We start from the raw sequence: 14,587 nt of genomic DNA on the forward strand, positions 1-14,587 counted from the left end.
CGGTGAGCTTAGCGTGACGTGAGTCTCCGCACCAAGGTCCGGGTCGGTCACCGGCTGCGCTCCACGGTGCGGGTCAGTCGCTCACTCATCGCGCTCATGGCGGCCACCAGCTCGGGTGGTTCGAGCACTTGGACGGGCATGGGCAGGGACACCAGGCGGAACGCCACCCAGTCGAACTCCTCCGTGAACGTGGTCAGCACACAGCTGCCCGGCCCCTCGGCTTCCAAGGTCCCCACCTCGGCCGGAATCACGGCGACGACCTCCTCCCGCGATGCCAGGAACCGCACACGTACCCGGGTCGTTCGAGCCCCTTGGGACACCGCTTGGCGCAGGTGCTCCTGGATGTCCGGGGTGGGCCGGGCGGTGTAACGGAACGTGGTGACCCGCGCGGATTCGATCCGGTCCAGACGGAAGGTGCGCCAGTCATCACGGTCCAGGTCCCAGGCGAACAGGTACCAGTTCCGCCCCATGGACAGGACCCGGTACGGCTCCACGCGGCGTCGCGTGGCGGCTCCGTCCCGTGCCACGTAGTCCAGCCGCAGCTGGACCTGCCCGCGGACCCCCTGGGCCAGAACCAGCAGGGTCTCCAGTTGGACGGGTGGGACACCCGTGAGCACGACGTCGACGGCGGCCCCCACGGTTGCGATCTGATCCTTGATGGATTGGTGCACCAACTGTTCCAGGTGGGCCAGGGACCTGACCGCCACCTCGTCCAGGCCCGTGATGCCGGACGCCGCAGCCAAACGCAGCCCAACCCCCACGGCCACGGCTTCGTCCGCCTCCAGCAGCAGGGGCGGGAGACGTTGCCCGGCACCCAATTGGTAGCCGCCGCCGTGGCCCTTCTCGGACAGCACGGGATAGCCCAGGTCTCGCAGGCGTTCGATGTCACGGCGCAATGACCGCGTGGTGACGCCGAGTTCGTCCGCCAGGCTCTGTCCGGTCCACACCGGTCGGGCCTGCAGGAGGGTCAACAGGCGCAGGGCACGTCGGGTCGTGTCGCTCATGGATTCATCATGGCCTTTTCAGAGGACAAAAAGTGACCTATGACCGAGCGAACCTGGTGGTGTCCGGGGCGCAAGGGCCGCCCGGTTCGCATTCGGAGGAGCGACACCGATGAACACCCAGATCGACACCCTGACCGCCGTCGTCGAGCAGTTCGAGATCCACTGGAAGCACCAGTTGGAATCGCGACTCTCCGCCTTGACGGATGACGAGTACTTCTTCGACCCCACCCACGACCGTTCCGCCTGGACCGTCCACTCCCGCGATCACAAAGGGGCTGCCGTTCAGGGCGGATCAGGTGAGATGGTGATCGACTTCGAGTTCCCGGAACCGGACCCCGCGCCGTTCACCACGATCGCCTGGCGGCTCGGACACGTGATCGTCGGTGTGCTGGCCGTTCGCAACCACGACCACCTGGGCGCCCCGGAGGCCTCCTACATGACCTGGGACTACTCGCCCACGGCCGCCGGGGCGATCGAACAGCTGGAGCACGAGCTGGACGTCTGGTTCAGCGGCATCCGCAGTTTCGACGCCGATCGCCTGGCGGCTCCGTGTGGTCCGGCGGAAGGCGAATGGGCCGACCGCCCCATGCTGAGCCTGATCCTGCACATCAACCGAGAACTCATCCACCACCTGTCCGAGGTCTCGCTGTTGCGTGATCTCTACGCCCACACCCGCTGAACCCGAACGCACCGAACATTCAACCTGTGTCAACAACCCATCAATAGGAGCAGTCATGCCGTTCTTCACCCGTCAAGTCACCACCGAAAAAGATGCCCTGGCTGCGTACGCAGCTCAACAGATCCACCAGCTCGCCACCACCCTGATTGGTCTGGACGACGAACAGATCCGAGCCACGCCCACGGCCAGCGACATGAGCCTGGCCTCCCTGGCCAGACACTGCCTGTACGTGGGCAACGACGGGCTACTGGCCACCACTGTCGACCCCTCAAGGGCTGAGACACACGGCACGGGCGACATCTCCGCGGGTGAACCACTGGCCGCGGGCATCCGCCCGGAGGACACCTCGGAGAGCCTCATCGAGGCACTCGAGGACATGGCCCGATGGGTGGAGAATCTGGTCCCCACACTGGACATGGATTCTCGGGTGGAGAAGCCGGACGCTCCCTGGTATCCGCAGGACCTCGAATCGTGGCCCATGCGGTGGGTGGTACTGCACTACGTCGAGGAATACGCCCGTCACGCGGGTCACGCCGACATCATCCGCCAATCGATCGACGGAAAAATCGCCTACGAACTCAATGCCCTGGCCGATGGCGAACCGTGGCCGCCAGAGGACTGGGGCAAGGAATGGGATGCGTGGATCGAGGGACGGCAGGGCGACTGAGGTTTTCATCTCCTGCCCTCCACCTTCGCCCACAGAGGTTCGATAATGGTTGCGTGGATCACATTCAGTGGTCCACGCAACCGTCGTGCGAGTGCCTTCACCTCACGGCGGCGGACCTTCAGAAAAAGCGATCACCTCAACTTCGCTTCCAGCCGCATCAAGGTCACGTCAAGGGAGAAGTTCCATGCAGGTCACCGCCGCCGTCGCCACGGCCGCCAAATCCCCGTTCGAGATCGTCGAGCTGGACCTGGATGACCCCCGTCCCAACGAAGTGCGCGTGCGCTTGGTCGCCACAGGGGTCTGCCACACGGACGCCATCGTGCGCGACCAGTGGTATCCCACCCCGTTGCCCGCCGTCTTGGGGCACGAAGGGGCCGGTGTGGTGGACGCCGTGGGCAGTGCGGTCACGGCGGTGGCCCCCGGAGACAAGGTGGTCCTGAGTTTCAACAGCTGCGGTTCGTGCCGTCTGTGCCTGACCGGGCACCCGGCCTACTGCGAGCAGTTCTACGCGCACAACTTCGCGGGTCGGCGCGGTGACGACTCCTCAGCGTTGAGCAAGGACGGCCAGGTCCATTCCTCGCACTTCTTCGGCCAGTCCTCCTTCGCCACGTACGCGAACGTGGCGGAACGCAGCGTGGTCAGGGTGGACGACGACGCCCCGCTGGAGCTCCTGGGGCCGCTCGGTTGCGGAATCCAGACGGGGGCCGGGGCAATCCTCAACGTGCTGCAGCCACGACCCGGCTCCTCCGTCGTCGTGTTCGGTGCGGGTGCGGTGGGTCTGTCTGCCGTCATGGCAGCCAAGATCCGCAACGCCACCACGATCGTCTGCGTGGACGTCGTCGCCGAACGGTTGGAGCTGGCACTCTCCCTGGGGGCCACGCACACGGTCAACGGCCGCGACCCGGACCAGATTCAGCAGATCAAGGACATCACCGGTGGCGGTGCCGACTACGCCCTGGACACCACGGGCGTGGCGGCGGTGTTCCGGACCATGACGGACTGCATGGGGATCCTGGGACACGCGGCGCTGGTGGGTGCCAGCGCGCTGGGAACCGAATCCACGATCGACATCGGCACCCAGATGCTCTCGGGGCAGAAGATCTCCATGGTCATCGAGGGTGATTCCATGCCACAGGTGTTCATCCCCGAACTCATCAGGCTGCACCGGGCCGGCCTGTTCCCGTTCGACCGGCTGATCCGGACCTACACCTTGCAGGAGATCAACCAGGCCTTCGACGACAGTCACTCCGGGGATACGCTCAAACCGGTCATCGTGTTCTGAACCCGCAGCACAAGGAAGTGAGCATGTCTCTCAAGGAACAACTCAGCCTGGACCTCCCCCTGATCGCAGCGCCCATGGCGGGCGGCCCCAGCACTCCGGCGCTCGTGATCGCCGCCGCGCGGACAGGGGCCTTCGGTTTCCTGGCCGCCGGGTACAAGACGGTCGAGCAGGTGGCCGATCAAATCGACGAGGTCCGTGAGAGCACGCAACGCTTCGGGGTCAACGTGTTCGCCCCGAACCCTGTACCGGCTCAGCAGGCTTCCTTCGAGGCCTACGCGGAATCCCTCCGACCGGAGGCGGCTCGGTTCGACGTCGAGCTCAGCACAGCGCCCCGGGAGGACGACGACTCCTGGTCGCAGAAGATCGATCTCTTGGTGGAGAAAGCGGTTCCGGTCGTCAGCTTCACGTTCGGCCTTCCTGCAGCGGACGACGTCCAGCGGTTGCACGACGTGGGAACCGTGGTCCTGCAGACCGTGACCAACGTCGAGGAGGCTCGGCAGGCCGTGGCCCTGGGTGTGGACGCGTTGGCGGTGCAGGCCACCACGGCCGGTGGGCATTCCGGAACCCTCACCCCGGATCGGCCGGTCCCGGACGTCCCGTTGACCGACCTCGTGGCGGAGATCCGGCAGAAGGCCGGTCTGCCCGTGGTGGCTGCAGGTGGCATCTCGACGTCCGAACAGGTGCGGGAGGTCCTGGCGGCCGGGGCCGACGCCGCCGTCGTGGGCACCGTCCTGCTGCGCACACCCGAGAGCGGTGCGTCACAGGTCCACAAGGACGCCTTGGGTGACCCGTCGCGCAACGAGACCGTAGTGACCACCGCGTTCTCCGGGCGCCCCGCGCGGGCCCTGCGCAACAGCTTTACGGACAGGTTCACGGACCTGGCGCCGTTGGCCTATCCCGCGGTGCATTTCCTGACCAGCCCCCTCCGCAAGGCAGCAACGGCGGCGAGCGACCCCGAGCACGTCAACCTCTGGGCCGGTCTGGGATACCGAAACGCAACCACGGATTCGGCGGAGACGGTGCTCCGGCGCCTCGGTGGCGACCTCCCGGCCTGATTGGAACCTCTCGTACAGCAACGACGGCGGGCCGCCTGCTTGCGCAAGGAGGCGGCCCGCCGTCGTCGTGCGAGTCAGACGCTCAGCACCACCGGGTCACTTGGAGACGGAAGTCCCCGCGGATCCGAGGTTCTGGCAGGCCTCGACCACGCGGTTGGCCATGCCGGTCTCGGCCAGGGCGCCCCAGACGCGGGGGTCGTACATCTTCTTGTTGCCGACCTCCCCGTCGATCTTGAGCACGCCGTCGTAGTTGGCCAGCATGTGACCGGCCACGGGGCGGGTGAACGCGTACTGGGTGTCCGTGTCCACGTTCATCTTGATGACGCCGTAACGCACGGCGTCGGCGATCTCCTGCTCGGTGGAGCCGGAGCCGCCGTGGAAGACCAGGTCGAACGGGCGGTCCTTGCCGTACTTGGCGCCGACCTCGTCCTGGATCTGCTTGAGCAGCTCGGGACGCAGCTTGACGTTGCCCGGCTTGTAGACGCCGTGGACGTTGCCGAAGGTCAGAGCCGTGATGTAGCGGCCCTTCTCGCCCAGGCCGAGGGCCTCGACGGTCTTGATGGCGTCATCGGTGGTGGTGTAGAGGGTGTCGTTGATCTCGCCGACCACGCCGTCCTCTTCGCCGCCCACGGCGCCGATCTCGACCTCGAGAACGATGTGCGCCTTACCGGTCCGCTCGATCAGCTCGGCGCCGATCTTGAGGTTCTCGTCCAGGGCGATCGCGGAGCCGTCCCACATGTGGGACTGGAAGATCGGGTCCTCACCGCGTGCCACGGCGGCCTCGGACTCGGCCAGCAGCGGGAGGACGAAGCCCTCCAGCTTGTCCTGCGGGCAGTGGTCGGTGTGCAGGGCGATGTTGACGTCGTAGTCCTTGGCGACCTCACGGGCGAAGGCGGCCATGGCCAGCGAACCGCGAACCATGTCCTTGACGGAGGAACCGGACCAGTACGCTGCACCGCCGGTGGACGCCTGGATGATGCCGTCGGAGCCGGCCTCGGCGAAACCACGGATGGCGGCGTTCAGGGTCTGGGAGGAGGTCACGTTGATCGCGGGGTAGGCAAAGCCCTTCTCCTTGGCCCGATCGAGCATCTCGTTGTAGACCTCAGGGGTTGCGATGGGCATGCTGGCTCCTTCTTCGTCGAGTGCCTAGGGCTGCTGCGCCTGAATACCGCGCAGCACTGCCACCCAGTCTAGTCGGCCCGGTTATTCACGGGCAGGGTGGATGCCATTACGTGCCAGGGACCGATCGGCTCTCCCGTAACCTTCGTCCCTGAATCAACGATCAGCCGAAGACGGCCTGCCCGAACACGTGCCGTCGCACCCAGGCGTGCATGGCGACGGCTGCAGCAGCCCCCGCGTTGATCGAGCGGGTGGAGCCGAACTGGCTGATCTCCAGGACGGCGTCGGCCTGCACCGTGACCTCAGCGGAGAGACCGGGCCCCTCCTGACCGAAGACCAGGACGCATTTCTCCGGGAGCTCGAAGGTCTCGATCGGCACGGACCCGGCCACGTTGTCGATGGCCAGCACGGCCATCCCTTCACCACGGGCCCATTCCATGAACTCGTTGACGGTCGGGTGGTGGTGGACGCTCAGGTATCGGTCGGTGACCATGGCTCCGCGGCGGTTCCACCGGCGTCGGCCGATGACATGGACCCCACCGGCGTTGAAGGCGTTGGCGGTGCGCACCACAGAACCGATGTTGAAGTCGTGTTCCCAGTTCTCGATGGCCACGTGGAATCCGTGCCGACGGGTGTTGAGTTCGGCCACGATGGCGTCCAGGCGCCAATAGCGGAATTCGTCCTCCACGTTGCGGCGGTCGCCGTCGCGCAGCAGCTCGGGGTCCCAGTGGTCCCCTTCGGGCCACGGACCCACCCAGGGTCCCACGCCGACCTCCGGACGGGGCAGCAGGTCTTCCACCGGGTCCACCTGCGGGTCAGTCAAGGCCGAGTTCGTCCTTGCCGTAGGCGTACAGGCAGGGCACACCCGCGGTTTCCTCGATACGCTCCTTGGCGCCGGTGGCCCGGTCCACGATGATCGCCACGGCCACCACGTTCGCACCGGCCTTCTGCAGCGCCTCCACGGCGGTGAGCGCGGATCCACCCGTGGTGGAGGTGTCCTCGACCACGACGACGTCCCGACCCTCCACGGAGGGTCCTTCGACCTGGCGCCCCATGCCGTAGGACTTCTGTGCCTTGCGCACCACGAACGTGTCGATGGCGCGGCCCCGGTCACCGGCGGTGCGCATGATCGCGTGCCCCACGGGATCGGCACCCATGGTCAGGCCGCCGGCGGCGTCGAACCGGACACCGGCGTCGTCGAGCATGCCCAGCATGACCTGTCCCACCAGCCGGGAGGCCTCGTGGTGCAGGGTGATGCGCCGCAGGTCCACGTAGTAGTCGGCGTCGATGCCGGAGGCCAGGGTGACCTTGCCGCGTACGACGGCGAGTTCGACGATCAGTTCGCGCAACCGCTCGCGTGCAGTGGCAAGGTCCGGGGCGTTCAGCTCGGTGCTCATGGGCAACATCCTAGAGGGGCCCCTGGCTCCGGACGCGGTCATGCGAAGGCGCTGAAGCCCGTCAGTTCCCGTCCGATGATGAGCGCCTGCACGGACTCCGTCCCTTCGTAGGTGTGGATGGCTTCCACGTCCAGCAGGTGCCGGATCACGTGGTTCTCCAACAGGATGCCGTTGCCGCCCAGCATGTCGCGGGCGGTGTTGCCCACCCGCCGGGCCGCGCGTGTGTTGTGGAACTTGACCAGGGACGCCTGCTGCGGGCTCAGCCGCCCGGCGGCCTGGAGTTCGGCCGCGGCCACGCACTGCAACTGCATGTTGGTGACCTCCTCCAGCATGTGCGCCAGACGCTCCTGCACCATCTGCTTGGTCCCGAGTTCCTTGCCGAACTGGATACGACGCTTGGCGTAGTTCAGGGCCGCTTCGAACATCGCCAGAGCGTGCCCCAACGCGGACCACCCCACGCTGAGGCGCGTTTCCACCAGCACCTTGGAGACGTCCTTGAAGGATTCGACGCCGGGCAGGCGGGCGTCGTCGGACACGCGAACGTCGGTCAGGGTGATGTCGGCCTGGTGGATCGCGCGGATCGCACCCTTGCCGCGGATGGGTTCGGCCGCATAGCCGGGGGTCTCCTGGTCCACGACGAACCCCTTGACCTGTCCGTCCCCGAGGTCGCGGGCCCACACCATCGTGATGCCGCCGGAAGCCCCGTTGCCGATCCAGCGTTTGTGGCCGTTGAGGACCCATCCCTGGTCGTCACGCTCCGCGGTGGTCTCCAGGGAGACCGAATCCGACCCGTGATCGGGTTCGGTCAGCGCGAAGGACCCGAGGAGCTGTCCCGTGGCGATGGGAAGCAGCCACTTGTCCTTCTGCGCATCGCTGGCGAACATGGCCAGGCTGCGTAGGACGAGGCCGCCCTGAACGGCGTGTGCGGCACCCATCGAACCGTCGGCCCGGGAAATCTCCATGGTCACGAGACCGGCGGCCAGGGCCGACATCGGTTTGAGACCCTCGATCGAGAGCCCGTCCGTGAACAGTTCGAGTTCACCCATCCGCCGCACCAGGTCCAACGGATACTCCGCGCGGTCCCAGGAGTCACCGATCCTGGGGATGGTTTCGTCCGCGAACGTTCGCGCCCGGCCCCAGTGCTCCCGGTCCGCCGGGTCCAGGTCCGCGAACACCGCCAAGTAGTCGGTGTCCAGGCGCTCGTGCAGGTTGTAGTTCTGTGGTGCTCCACCCATGGCCGATCTCCTGATTCACTTCACCGCGTCACGTGCTGGTCGTCGCCGCACGGCAGTCGCCTTGCACCGCACGTCAGCGGGGCGGCATACGAAGCGCCGCATCCATGCGAATGGTCTCCCCGTTGAGGTAGTCGTGGTCCAGGATCATCTGGACCAGCCGGGCGTATTCCTGTGGTGCGGCCATTCGCTTGGGGAACTGCACGTTGGCCTCGAGCTCCTCCCGGAACTCCTGGGTGATCCCGGCCATCATGGGCGTCTCCACGATGCCCGGAGCGATCGTGCACACCCTGACGCCAACGCCCGCCAGGTCACGGGCGGCCGCGATCGTCATCGAGTGCACACCACCCTTCGACGCCGCGTAGGCCACCTGGCCCACCTGACCCTCGAACGCGGCCACGGATGCGGTGTTCACGACGACGCCCCGCACCCCGTCCGCCAACGGCTCGTTGTCGGCCATGACCGCAGCCGCACGCGCCATCACCGTGAACGTACCGATCAGGTTGACCTCCACGACCTTGCGGAACAGCCCGAGGTCATGGGCCCCCTTCCGCCCGACCATGCGGGCCGACGGCGCGATTCCCGCACAGTTGACCACCGTGCGCAGCGGAGCCAGTTCGACCGCCCGGGCGATGGCCGCATCCACGGCCTCCCCGTCGGTGACATCGGCGGCCACCAGGACCACGCCGTCGGGAACCGACCCGGCCTCCGTGGCCTGTGCGACGCCGGCCTCCAGGTCGATGCCCACGACCTGGACACCCTGGGACGCGAGCGCGGCGGCCACGGTGGCGCCCAGACCGGACGCGGCCCCCGTGACGACGGCGCTCGAATTGTTCAGTTCCATGGTTCTCCTCGGGTACGGGTCAGGTGTGAGTTCAGAATGCGGGATCAGTCGGCCGGTGACCAGACTGCTGCGCTCACATCAGACGAACGCGGACTGACCGGTCACGGCCCGTCCGACGATCAGCGAATTGATTTCGTGGGTGCCTTCGTAGGTGTAGAGGATCTCGACGTCGTTCATGATCTTGGAGATCTCGTAGTCGTGGAGCACTCCGTTGCCACCCAGGATGTTGCGTGCCAGGGCCGCCGATTCGCGGGCCGCGGCCGTGGAGGTGGCCTTGGCCAGGGCCGCGTGCACCATGTCGAACGTCCCGCCCTCCTGGAGCTGGGCCAGCCGCACCATGAGAGCCATCGACGACGACAGGTTGCTCATGATCTTGGCCAGGTCCCCCTGGACCAGTTGGAACTTGGCCAACGGACGGTCGAACTGTCGGCGTTGCAGCGCGTAGTCCCTGGCGATCTCGAAAGCCGCCATCTGCGCCCCCGCCCCCTGCCAGCCCACCCAGGCGCGGGAGTCACGCAGTTTGACGTTGGCCGCGGCGAACCCGTCGCCACCGGGCATCAGGTTCTCCCCCGGGATCCGTACACCGTCAAGTTCGATGTCCGCGTTCTGCATGATGCGCAGGCCCATCTTGCGGTGGATCTTGGTGGCCGACCAGCCGGGGCGATCGGTTTCGACGATGAACGCCTTGGCCTGCCCGTCGGTCGTGTCCTTGGCCCAGACGATCGCGAAGTCGGCGAAGGTTCCCGCCCCGATCCACCGCTTGCGCCCGGTGAGCACCCATTCGTCGCCGTCCCGTTCTGCGGTGGTTTCCAGCCCTCCGGCGATGTCCGAACCGTGGTCCGGCTCCGTGAGCGCAAAGCATCCGATGGCCTCGAAGGTCTTGAGCGGTTCGAGCCACCGAGCCTTCTGATCCTCGGACCCGAGTTCGTTGACCAGCCCCAGGACCAGCTCGTTGTGGATGCCCACCAGCGCGCTCAAGGAGATGTCTGCGCGGGCAATCTCCGCATACGCGAGTCCGATGAACAGACGACTGTGCCCGCCCAGAACCAAGTTGCCGAGCCCCGCTCTGGCCAGAGTGGGTAACAGATCGAAGGGAAACTCCTCCCGGTCCCAGAACTCACCGACCTGCGGACGGACCTCCTCGCGCAGGATGCTTCGCAGGACGTGGAGGTGGTTGCGTTCGTCGTCGTCGAGCAGGTGCTCGTAGTGAAAGAGGTCGACGTCAGGCTGCGCGACACCGACCTGGCGTTCGACCGCAGGGGACTCACCGCGCATGACCGGTGTCATGAGAACTCGCTTTCTCGAACTGTCCCGTGGGGGTGGCCCCGGGAGCGTCGGACATGGACCGGTGACCAATCTTGTGGCCTGGCTCACCTGTACGATATAGAGCACGATCGTACTGTGCAAGACTTTCACCCGACCGCCGGAACGGAGGCGGGAGCGGCCACACAGAAGGAGGGGCGCAATGGAGTTGAGCCCGCGCCAGGCGCAGGTTTTTGCAGAACTCCGCGCCATCTTCCTGACCGAAGGCTTTGCGCACTTCACCGTCGACGGCGCCGCCACGCGCCTCCAGTGCTCGAAATCCACGCTGTACGCGCTTGGGCGCACACGGGAAGAGCTGATCAGAGCCGTGCTCGTCGACTTCTTCAAGGGGGTTGCAGCGGCGACGGACGCGGCACTCACGCGCGAGGCCCCGGTAAGTCACCGACTGCTCGGCTACCTCGACACCGTGGCCGTGGAACTCGAGCCCGCCTCCGCCCAGTTCATGCGCGACGTCGCCACCAGCCCGGCAGCCTCCGAGGTCTACGCGACCAACACGCGCGTCGCCACAACCAAGCTGACGGACCTGATCGACCAAGGCATTGCCAACGGAGAGTTCCGGCCCGCACCCACCGACCTGGTGGCGGACATCATCGCGACCGCCATGGACCGGTTGCAGCAGCGAACCATGCAGCACGGCGCCGGAGATTCCACCTCCTACCGGGCCCTCGGAGAGCTCATCGTCCACGGCATGGCATCGGGCACCGCCAGGGGCAGTCACGGGGGCAATCCGGCGAATGAAACCCTTGTCAATTACTAGGATGTCCAAATAGTCTTCGCGTGATCCCGTTCACATGCAGCGTGGGACACCAGGACGCAAGGAGCACGCACATGACCACTCAGGGCACCGAGAGCAACCACACCGTCACCGAACGTTTCCGCGCGGCACGCGACCAGTTGCTGTCACTGCGCACGGATCTGGCTGCCGCTCACCGTGAGTTCGAATGGCCCCGGTTCGAGCACTTCAACTTTGCCTACGACTGGTTCGACCAGATCGCCGCCGGCCCCCGTGGAGACCAGGAGGCCCTGGTCCTGGTGGAGCAGGACGGCTCGGCGACCCGACGCACGTACCGCGACCTGTCCCGGCGTTCCACCCAGCTGGCCGCTTGGCTGGACGGCATCGGTGTCCGGCGCGGGGACCACGTGGTGCTCATGCTCGGCAACCAGGTCGAGTTGTGGGAGGCCATGCTGGCCTGCACCAAGCTGGCGGCCCGCATCATCCCGACCACTGTCATGTTGGGTCCGACCGACCTTGCGGACCGGACCGAACGCGGCCGTGCGTCGTGGGTGATCACCAGCGCCGCCCAAGCCCCCAAGTTCAATGCGGTGCCGGGGAATTTCGCCGTGATCAGCGTGGGCCAGTCCACCGGTGAACCCGTGCCGGGACACGACGGCGACCACCAGCACCCCCAGTTCGACTGGGCGGATTCCCACACCGCCCCGGAGGAGTTCCGGCTGGCAGAGCCCACCGCGGCGGACGAGACCCTGCTGCTCTACTTCACGTCCGGGACCACGTCCAAGGCCAAGCTCGTGGAGCACACCCACACCTCCTATCCCGTGGGGCACCTCTCCACGATGTACTGGATCGGCCTGGAGCCCGGCGACGTTCACCTGAACGTCGCGTCACCCGGCTGGGCCAAGCACGCCTGGTCGAACTTCTTCGCGCCGTTCATCGCCGAGGCCACGGTCTTCCTCTACAACTACGGACGCTTTGACCCCAAGGCCCTCATGCAGCAGATGGATCAGGAAAGCGTCACCAGCCTCTGCGCTCCCCCGACCGTGTGGCGCATGCTGATCCAGGCCGACCTGACGCAACTGAAGACACCTCCGGCCAAGCTGGTGGCGGCCGGGGAACCGTTGAACCCGGAAGTCATCGCAAAGGTCGAACGTGCCTGGGGCGCGCGGATCCGGGACGGGTTCGGACAGACCGAATCCACCCTGCAGATCGCCAACACCCCGGGCCAGCCCGTGGTCCCCGGATCCATGGGACGCGCCTTGCCGGGGTACGACGTCGTGCTGATCGACCAGGCCACGGGCGAGGAGAGCGCAACCGAAGGTGAACTCTGCCTGCGGCTCCATCCCCGCCCGGTGGGCCTGACCCCCGGGTACTGGGGGGACGAACAACGAACCGCAGAGGCTTTCCGGGACGGCGTTTACCACACGGGCGATGTGGTCAGTCGCACCGAGGACGGGGTCATCACGTACGTCGGTCGCGCCGATGACGTGTTCAAGGCCTCCGACTACCGGCTCTCACCGTTCGAACTCGAGTCCGTGGTCATCGAGCACGAGGCGGTGGCGGAGGTCGCCGTCGTCCCCTCGCCCGACCCCATGCGACTGGCCGTGCCCAAGGCCTACGTGGCGCTCGTGGAGGGTTTCGCGGCGGACGAGGAGACGGCCCGGAGCATCCTGCAGCACTGCCGCGACGGGCTGGCACCGTACAAGCGGATCCGGCGTCTTGAGTTCTTCGAGCTGCCCAAAACCGTCTCCGGGAAGATCCGCCGCGTAGAGTTGCGCCGCAGAGAGACCGAGATTCACGACGACGGAGGCGTGGCGACCGCCGGCCAGGAGTACACGGACGGCGATCTGCTCAAGACCAGCAGCAATGAATGACACCACGTCAGGCCCGGGTGCGGGCGATCCCATCGACGAAGCCCGGCGGAACTGGGAGCAACGCGGCTGGAAGGATGCCGCCCCCGGGATGGCCACGGTCACCGCGATCTTCCGGGCCCATCAGATCCTTCTGACCCGCATCGACCAGGCCCTGCGCCCGCACGGACTGACGTTCTCCCGGTACGAGCTGCTGGCGCTGTTGCAGTTCACCCGCTCCGGTGCCCTACCCATGAGCAAGGCCAGCGCGCGACTGCAGGTCCACCCGACGTCGGTGACCAACGCGGTCGACCGCCTGGAGGCCGCGGGACTGGTCAGGCGCGTGGCCGACCCGAACGACGGCCGCGGGCGACTGGTCGAGATCACCGACGCCGGCCGGGACCTGGTTTCCGCGGTCACGCCAGGCCTCAACGCCGTGTTCGAGGACGTGGGAATGTCACCAGCGGACCTCGAGGCCGTCTACAGCGCGCTGAAGACCTTCCGCCACTCCGCGGGCGACTTCGGGGAGTAACTCACCGCCGAACCCTCGCGACACTCGCCCATCAGGTGCTGATGCGTGAGTTTCGCGAGGGTTCGGCGGTGAGGGGGCTGGTTCAGCGGTGTTTGAAGTCCGGCGTCCGTTTTTCGGCGAAGGCCGCCATGCCCTCCTTCTGGTCCTCCGTGGCGAAGGCCGCGTGGAACACGCGGCGTTCGAACAGGACACCTTGGGCCAACGTGGTCTCGAAGGCCGCGTTGACCGCTTCCTTGGCCGCAACGGAGGCTGCCAGGGAGCGGGTGGAGACGGTCCGGGCGACCTCGAAGGCTTGATCCAGAAGTTCGGTCGCGGGGACCACCCGGGAGACCAGACCGGAGCGTTCGGCCTCCTCAGCCCCCATGCGACGTCCGGTCAGGATCATGTCCATGGCCTTGGCCTTGCCCACCGCTCGGGTCAGTCGCTGGGATCCACCCATTCCCGGCAGGACGCCCAGGTCGATCTCCGGTTGCCCGAACTGGGCGGTGTCCGCCGCGATCAGCAGATCGCACATCATCGCCAACTCGCACCCACCGCCGAGCGCGTAACCAGACACGGCGGCAATCACCGGCGTGCGCACGCGGGTGAAGTTGTCCCAGTGGGCGAACCAGTCGGACAGGTAGACGTCGGCGTAGCTCTGGGAGGCCATCTCCTTGATGTCCGCACCCGCCGCAAAGGCCTTCTCCGACCCGGTCAGCAGAATCGCTCCGATGCCCGGGTCCGCGTCGAACGCCTGGGCCGCGGCCACCACCTCGTGCATGGTGTCCGAGTTCAGGGCGTTCAACGCCTTGGGGCGGTCCACGGTGATGACGCCGACCCGCTCGCGAGTCTCCACCCGAATGTTCTGATAGGTCTCCTCAGTCATGCCCG

At 66.7% G+C, this 14,587-nt stretch carries 15 protein-coding genes; 7 read left to right on the top strand and 8 right to left on the bottom strand.

Translation table 11 applies throughout. The features are described from left to right. Positions 1–47: 47 nt before the first annotated feature. The gene (locus EDL96_RS10705; protein ID WP_123825976.1) at positions 48–1,004 is read right to left on the bottom strand and encodes a helix-turn-helix transcriptional regulator; all 957 of its coding nucleotides are present in this window, start codon (positions 1,002–1,004) and stop codon (positions 48–50) included. 109 nt (positions 1,005–1,113) lie between these two features. On the opposite strand from EDL96_RS10705, the gene EDL96_RS10710 reads away from it, so the two are divergent. From EDL96_RS10710 to EDL96_RS10725, 4 genes are all read left to right on the top strand, one after another. Continuing rightward, positions 1,114–1,683, top strand: a complete 570-nt coding sequence (locus EDL96_RS10710) for a DinB family protein (RefSeq protein WP_123825978.1) — start codon at positions 1,114–1,116, stop codon at positions 1,681–1,683. A 55-nt stretch (positions 1,684–1,738) separates the two neighbouring features. Continuing rightward, positions 1,739–2,350 (top strand): mycothiol transferase, encoded by a 612-nt coding sequence (locus EDL96_RS10715; RefSeq protein ID WP_123825980.1) that lies wholly within the window; start codon positions 1,739–1,741, stop codon positions 2,348–2,350. A 184-nt stretch (positions 2,351–2,534) separates the two neighbouring features. Continuing rightward, on the top strand, positions 2,535–3,632 hold the full coding sequence (locus EDL96_RS10720) for an NAD(P)-dependent alcohol dehydrogenase (RefSeq protein WP_123825982.1): 1,098 nt from the start codon (positions 2,535–2,537) through the stop codon (positions 3,630–3,632). Positions 3,633–3,655: 23 nt separating this feature from the next. Beyond that, positions 3,656–4,687: an NAD(P)H-dependent flavin oxidoreductase gene (locus tag EDL96_RS10725; protein ID WP_123825984.1), complete on the top strand. Its 1,032-nt coding sequence runs from the start codon at positions 3,656–3,658 to the stop codon at positions 4,685–4,687. Between the two features lie 96 nt (positions 4,688–4,783). Here EDL96_RS10725 and fbaA read toward each other — a convergent pair whose 3' ends face one another. The 6 genes from fbaA to EDL96_RS10755 form a co-directional block, all read right to left on the bottom strand. Then, complete coding sequence (fbaA, locus tag EDL96_RS10730; protein WP_123825986.1) at positions 4,784–5,809, bottom strand: class II fructose-bisphosphate aldolase; 1,026 nt, start codon at positions 5,807–5,809, stop codon at positions 4,784–4,786. Positions 5,810–5,969: 160 nt separating this feature from the next. Then, the gene (locus EDL96_RS10735) at positions 5,970–6,629 is read right to left on the bottom strand and encodes a TrmH family RNA methyltransferase (RefSeq protein WP_123825988.1); all 660 of its coding nucleotides are present in this window, start codon (positions 6,627–6,629) and stop codon (positions 5,970–5,972) included. Continuing rightward, the gene (gene pyrE / locus EDL96_RS10740; RefSeq protein ID WP_123825990.1) at positions 6,622–7,203 is read right to left on the bottom strand and encodes an orotate phosphoribosyltransferase; all 582 of its coding nucleotides are present in this window, start codon (positions 7,201–7,203) and stop codon (positions 6,622–6,624) included. Before pyrE ends, EDL96_RS10735 begins: the two co-directional genes overlap by 8 nt. Positions 7,204–7,241: 38 nt before the next feature. Next, on the bottom strand, positions 7,242–8,438 hold the full coding sequence (locus EDL96_RS10745; RefSeq protein ID WP_123825992.1) for an acyl-CoA dehydrogenase family protein: 1,197 nt from the start codon (positions 8,436–8,438) through the stop codon (positions 7,242–7,244). A gap of 73 nt (positions 8,439–8,511) precedes the next feature. Continuing rightward, on the bottom strand, positions 8,512–9,279 hold the full coding sequence (locus EDL96_RS10750) for an SDR family NAD(P)-dependent oxidoreductase (protein WP_123825994.1): 768 nt from the start codon (positions 9,277–9,279) through the stop codon (positions 8,512–8,514). Positions 9,280–9,357: 78 nt separating this feature from the next. After that, on the bottom strand, positions 9,358–10,566 hold the full coding sequence (locus EDL96_RS10755; protein WP_123825996.1) for an acyl-CoA dehydrogenase family protein: 1,209 nt from the start codon (positions 10,564–10,566) through the stop codon (positions 9,358–9,360). Between the two features lie 178 nt (positions 10,567–10,744). Here EDL96_RS10755 and EDL96_RS10760 point away from each other — a divergent pair, with 178 nt between their 5' ends. The 3 genes from EDL96_RS10760 to EDL96_RS10770 all read left to right on the top strand — a co-directional run bounded on the left by EDL96_RS10760 (position 10,745) and on the right by EDL96_RS10770 (position 13,717). Next, complete coding sequence (locus EDL96_RS10760) at positions 10,745–11,359, top strand: TetR/AcrR family transcriptional regulator (RefSeq protein ID WP_123825998.1); 615 nt, start codon at positions 10,745–10,747, stop codon at positions 11,357–11,359. A 71-nt stretch (positions 11,360–11,430) separates the two neighbouring features. After that, positions 11,431–13,209, top strand: coding sequence for an AMP-binding protein (locus EDL96_RS10765; protein ID WP_123826000.1), 1,779 nt, complete (start codon positions 11,431–11,433; stop codon positions 13,207–13,209). Beyond that, entirely contained in the window at positions 13,202–13,717 is a 516-nt protein-coding gene (locus EDL96_RS10770; protein WP_123826002.1) for a MarR family winged helix-turn-helix transcriptional regulator, read from the top strand. Before EDL96_RS10765 ends, EDL96_RS10770 begins: the two co-directional genes overlap by 8 nt. 82 nt (positions 13,718–13,799) lie before the next feature. On the opposite strand, the gene EDL96_RS10775 is transcribed toward EDL96_RS10770, so the two are convergent. Then, on the bottom strand, positions 13,800–14,582 hold the full coding sequence (locus tag EDL96_RS10775) for an enoyl-CoA hydratase (RefSeq protein WP_123826004.1): 783 nt from the start codon (positions 14,580–14,582) through the stop codon (positions 13,800–13,802). Positions 14,583–14,587 lie beyond the last annotated feature (5 nt).

The sequence above is a fragment of the Kocuria soli genome, from assembly GCF_003797835.1.
Taxonomy (GTDB): Bacteria; Actinomycetota; Actinomycetes; order Actinomycetales; family Micrococcaceae; genus Kocuria; species Kocuria soli.

What these genes read in the sequence shown, in the direction of transcription:
- EDL96_RS10715 (WP_123825980.1), top strand. Translation starts at nt 1,739, where the DNA reads ATGCCGTTCTTCACCCGTCAAGTCACCACCGAAAAAGATGCCCTGGCT.
- EDL96_RS10765 (WP_123826000.1), top strand. Translation starts at nt 11,431, where the DNA reads ATGACCACTCAGGGCACCGAGAGCAACCACACCGTCACCGAACGTTTC.
- EDL96_RS10745 (WP_123825992.1), bottom strand. Translation starts at nt 8,438, where the DNA reads ATGGGTGGAGCACCACAGAACTACAACCTGCACGAGCGCCTGGACACC.
- EDL96_RS10705 (WP_123825976.1), bottom strand. Translation starts at nt 1,004, where the DNA reads ATGAGCGACACGACCCGACGTGCCCTGCGCCTGTTGACCCTCCTGCAG.
- EDL96_RS10775 (WP_123826004.1), bottom strand. Translation starts at nt 14,582, where the DNA reads ATGACTGAGGAGACCTATCAGAACATTCGGGTGGAGACTCGCGAGCGG.
- pyrE (WP_123825990.1), bottom strand. Translation starts at nt 7,203, where the DNA reads ATGAGCACCGAGCTGAACGCCCCGGACCTTGCCACTGCACGCGAGCGG.
- fbaA (WP_123825986.1), bottom strand. Translation starts at nt 5,809, where the DNA reads ATGCCCATCGCAACCCCTGAGGTCTACAACGAGATGCTCGATCGGGCC.
- EDL96_RS10710 (WP_123825978.1), top strand. Translation starts at nt 1,114, where the DNA reads ATGAACACCCAGATCGACACCCTGACCGCCGTCGTCGAGCAGTTCGAG.
- EDL96_RS10725 (WP_123825984.1), top strand. Translation starts at nt 3,656, where the DNA reads ATGTCTCTCAAGGAACAACTCAGCCTGGACCTCCCCCTGATCGCAGCG.
- EDL96_RS10770 (WP_123826002.1), top strand. Translation starts at nt 13,202, where the DNA reads ATGAATGACACCACGTCAGGCCCGGGTGCGGGCGATCCCATCGACGAA.
- EDL96_RS10720 (WP_123825982.1), top strand. Translation starts at nt 2,535, where the DNA reads ATGCAGGTCACCGCCGCCGTCGCCACGGCCGCCAAATCCCCGTTCGAG.
- EDL96_RS10760 (WP_123825998.1), top strand. Translation starts at nt 10,745, where the DNA reads ATGGAGTTGAGCCCGCGCCAGGCGCAGGTTTTTGCAGAACTCCGCGCC.
- EDL96_RS10750 (WP_123825994.1), bottom strand. Translation starts at nt 9,279, where the DNA reads ATGGAACTGAACAATTCGAGCGCCGTCGTCACGGGGGCCGCGTCCGGT.
- EDL96_RS10755 (WP_123825996.1), bottom strand. Translation starts at nt 10,566, where the DNA reads ATGACACCGGTCATGCGCGGTGAGTCCCCTGCGGTCGAACGCCAGGTC.